Annotated in this window: 4 protein-coding genes; 2 read left to right on the top strand and 2 right to left on the bottom strand. The window is 58.3% G+C overall.

The window, feature by feature from the left end; all coding sequences use genetic code 11:
* Together ACIQ3A_RS14425 and ACIQ3A_RS14420 are read left to right on the top strand one after the other, a co-directional pair.
* Positions 1–494 (top strand): DUF4143 domain-containing protein (locus tag ACIQ3A_RS14425; RefSeq protein ID WP_396432418.1); only part of this gene is annotated, 494 nt, incomplete at its 5' end.
* Between the two features lie 4 nt (positions 495–498).
* Entirely contained in the window at positions 499–1,059 is a 561-nt protein-coding gene (locus tag ACIQ3A_RS14420; protein WP_396432417.1) for a YaeQ family protein, read from the top strand.
* Between the two features lie 58 nt (positions 1,060–1,117).
* On the opposite strand, the gene ACIQ3A_RS14415 is transcribed toward ACIQ3A_RS14420, so the two are convergent.
* Both ACIQ3A_RS14415 and ACIQ3A_RS14410 read right to left on the bottom strand, forming a co-directional pair.
* Positions 1,118–1,585, bottom strand: coding sequence for a DUF3717 domain-containing protein (locus tag ACIQ3A_RS14415; protein WP_396432416.1), 468 nt, complete (start codon positions 1,583–1,585; stop codon positions 1,118–1,120).
* A 271-nt stretch (positions 1,586–1,856) separates the two neighbouring features.
* The gene (locus ACIQ3A_RS14410) at positions 1,857–3,353 is read right to left on the bottom strand and encodes a M48 family metalloprotease (RefSeq protein ID WP_396432419.1); all 1,497 of its coding nucleotides are present in this window, start codon (positions 3,351–3,353) and stop codon (positions 1,857–1,859) included.
* Between the last annotated feature and the right edge of the window lie 133 nt (positions 3,354–3,486).

Raw genomic sequence — 3,486 nt, 5'->3', positions numbered from 1 at the left:
GGTTGTCGGTGCTGGAGTCCAGCGATGTGCTTTTTTTGCTGACACCGTACCACCGCAACTTTGGCAAACGCCTTGTCAAATCACCGAAACTTTATTTTGTGGACACAGGGCTGGCTTGCTGGCTGCTGGGGATTCGACAGGCAGAACACTTGAGCTTGCATCCCGCCCGTGGCGCCTTGTTTGAAAACTGGATTGTGACCGAATTTTTAAAACACAGAACCAATCAGGGGCAACCCGCCGATTTGCACTTTTGGCGAGACAACAACGGACTCGAAGCCGACTTGGTCTACGAAACAGGCACTGGCCTGCTGCAGACGGTCGAAATTAAATCTGGCCAAACACCCACCAGTGACTACGTACGCGCAGGCCAACGTTCTGCCAGCATGGCAGCTGCACAAGCCTGGACCCCTTTATTGATTTACGGCGGCGAAATTACTGCCCTGCGCAATGGCGTTCAGCTGTTGGGCTGGCGAATGTTAGCCCGAAAAGACTGAAACCATGGCCCTCAAATCCACCATCTACAAAGCCAACCTGTCGATCGCTGACATCGATCACAGTTATTACGAAGACCACCAACTCACGCTGGCCCGGCACCCCAGCGAGACCGACGAACGCATGATGATCCGTTTGCTGGGGCTGGCCATCAACGCCTTCAAATTGCAGGCCGTGTGCAACGGCGACGGCAAGCTGGCTTTTGGCTCAGGCCTGTCCGACCCCGACGATCCGGATGTCAGCTTGCGCGACTTCACCGGCCGGACGCGCATGTGGATCGAAGTCGGTCAGCCCGAAGACAAGCCGATCATGAAAGCCTGCCAAAAGGCCGACGAAGTGTTGTTGTATTGCTTCAACCATGCGGCCGAAGTTTGGTGGAAGGGCATAGAGACCAAGCTCACACGGCTTGACAAATTGCAGGTCTGGCGGGTGCCTACCGAGCGCTCACAAGAGCTGGCCAAATTGGCTGAGCGCAGCATGCAGTTGCAAGCCACCGTGCAGGAGGGCAGCGTGACCTTCAGCAGCGACAAAGGCAGCGTGCACATTGAATTGATCCGCTGGAAGTGAACGTGCCCTCAAATTAATGGGTGATCCGGCTGGCATGAAGGCCATGTCCGGACCGTCTTTATGCGGCAGGCTTCAAGTCGAGCGAAGCCTGCGCCTGGGCAGCCGTTTTGGCCCAGTGGCGATCTTCTGCCGCGCGCTCGGCGTACTTGTTGAAGCGCCATGAGCTGCCATCGACCGTGATGCGCTGCCAAACGGCACGCTTCTCGCCCGGTGTCATTTCGGTCCACAGTTGCACTTCTTCAAAACTCCGGCCACAGCCCTTGCAGGTCTCATCGCCCTGGCTGGTGGAGCAAATCGCAATGCAAGGGGTGTCTGGTGTGCTGGCGTACCAGTCTTGCCAGGCTTCGGCGGCAGCCAAAGGCAATGTGAACTCGTCCGCCAAATCGTGTTTGTAATAAACCATCAGCGCATAAACTTCCGCCAATGCGCGCAGTTGACGGGGCAGCGTGACCCCGTCTGGGGATCCGTTTTTGGTGCGCCAGTGGTTGATGGCGGCTTCGATGTCAGTGATGTGGATTCCGGCCATGGTGTTTGAGTATCAGGTCGGCGATCATAGCGCCTTCATTCTGCTTGACTTGCCTTCACGCTGTGAACAGATCCCCACACGCTTCACTGGGCAAAGAGGTTTCGTGGTGTCGTGCAAGGATTCAAATGGGCTAGCCCTGCGACCGCAGCCTTGAAAAGCGTATGGGATTGACAAGCCGCCAACACACAGTGCAAGCGATGCATTGGCCATCGCTGCGGTTCTTGGGGCGGGTTGGCTGAGCACACGACAATCTGAAGCCCAATCCTGAGACTCATCGGTCGGTCTGCATTTCCCGAATTTGGGCTTGTACTTGCCGCAGCCGGGTGTCCACAATCGTCGCCTCAATGTGGTCGCCAGCTTGCAGGCGGTTGTTTCTGGCCCAGTCCTGGGCTGCCCTGAAGCGGTCTACCGCACCGGTCCAATCCATGCGGGCCATTTGGGCCTCGCCTTCGGCGCGCAGTGATGGCAGCGTCTGAGCTTGCAAAGCCAGCATGCTGGCCAGCGTGCTCCAGGCTTGCGCATCGTAGGGCGCTTGTGTGACTTGTTCACGCAATTGTTGCGTGATGGCCGTTCTTGCCGGATGCGAAGGCAGGCGCAACAATGCTTGCGCGGTCGCCATCAATTCAGGGCGCTGCAGCGGCTTGCTGCCCAAAGTTTCCAGCACGCTCAAGGCGACATCAAAGCGCTCTTGTCGGGCAGCCACTTCGGCTTTTAGCAAAGTCACCAGACGGCTTGCCGCCGGTGGGAGGGACGTCCATTGAGACAGGTTTTGCAAATTTCGCTCGGCCGCAACGAAGTCTCTGAGTTGCAGGTGGGCCAAGGTGGCGGCATACAAGGCGCCTGCTTTTTGCGCAGGCGTTGCCTGTGCCGATGTGGCCTTGCTGTCCAGTGTCCAGGCCCTCAAGGCTTCCACACTGTTCTGTGACATCACCCGTGCCCGAGCGGCCAGCATGGCCTGCTCGGTGTCCATGGAGGGGCGTGAAGGCGTGCCGTTCAGTTGCAAGCGCGCTTGCATGTCGGCAATGCGCTCGGTGGTCAAGGGGTGGCTGCGCAGGTAGGGGTAGGCGCCGCTGTCATTCACACCCGCGGCCTGCTGCAGTTTGCCAAACATGCCGACAAAACCTTGCGGGTCATAACCTGCGTCGGTCAGCACCCCATAGCCCACCCTGTCGGCCTCACGCTCCATGTCGCGTGAATAGCTCAGCTGTGACTGGATGGCCGCCGCCTGCCCGCCCACGATCAGGCCTTGTGCGGCCTGTGGGTTTTTGCTGGCCGCCAGTGCGCCCAAAATCATCGAGCCAATCACCCAAGGAGTCATCTTGGACTGCTCGTCCATCGAGCGTGCAATGTGCCGTTGCGTGACATGGCTCAACTCGTGCGCCAGCACCGATGCCAGTTCGTCGTTTGAGCTGACCACGGCGATCAAGCCCAAATGCACGCCCAGATAGCCTCCCGGCAGCGCAAAGGCATTCACGGACCGGTCTCGCCCGAGCAAAATGCGCCAGGCAAAGCGCTCTTGCAAATCGGGCGACAACTCTCCGCGGGCTGCAGCCGCCCTGACCAGGGGTGCCCACAGGCGCTGGATGTATTCATCCAGAATCGGGTCTTCCAGATAGTCCGGGTCGCGGTAAAGTTCGCGTGCGATGCGGTCGCCCAATTTGCGCTCAGCGCCCAGAGAAATCCCTTCGCTGTTGCCCAGGGAAGGCAAAGCATTCGTTTGGCTCCAGCCTGGCTGCAGGGCAGAGGTGGCCAGCAGTAAAACCAGCATCAGTTTGGAAGGGCGGAAAATTTTTTTCAAGGTGATGAATGTCCCGGTGCATGACCTGTTGATGGCCGTATGATGCGCCATTCTTGACAACCTTTTGTAAATGGTTTTAACCATCACAGCCATGACCCAGTCT

This window comes from Limnohabitans sp., from assembly GCF_044361985.1.
Classification (GTDB): Bacteria; Pseudomonadota; Gammaproteobacteria; order Burkholderiales; family Burkholderiaceae_C; genus Limnohabitans_A.
This window is presented reverse-complemented; position numbering and strand designations above follow the sequence as displayed.

Coding starts and splice junctions, on each gene's coding strand:
- ACIQ3A_RS14420 (WP_396432417.1), top strand. CDS start 499: ATGGCCCTCAAATCCACCATCTACAAAGCCAACCTGTCGATCGCTGAC.
- ACIQ3A_RS14415 (WP_396432416.1), bottom strand. CDS start 1,585: ATGGCCGGAATCCACATCACTGACATCGAAGCCGCCATCAACCACTGG.
- ACIQ3A_RS14410 (WP_396432419.1), bottom strand. CDS start 3,353: ATGCTGGTTTTACTGCTGGCCACCTCTGCCCTGCAGCCAGGCTGGAGC.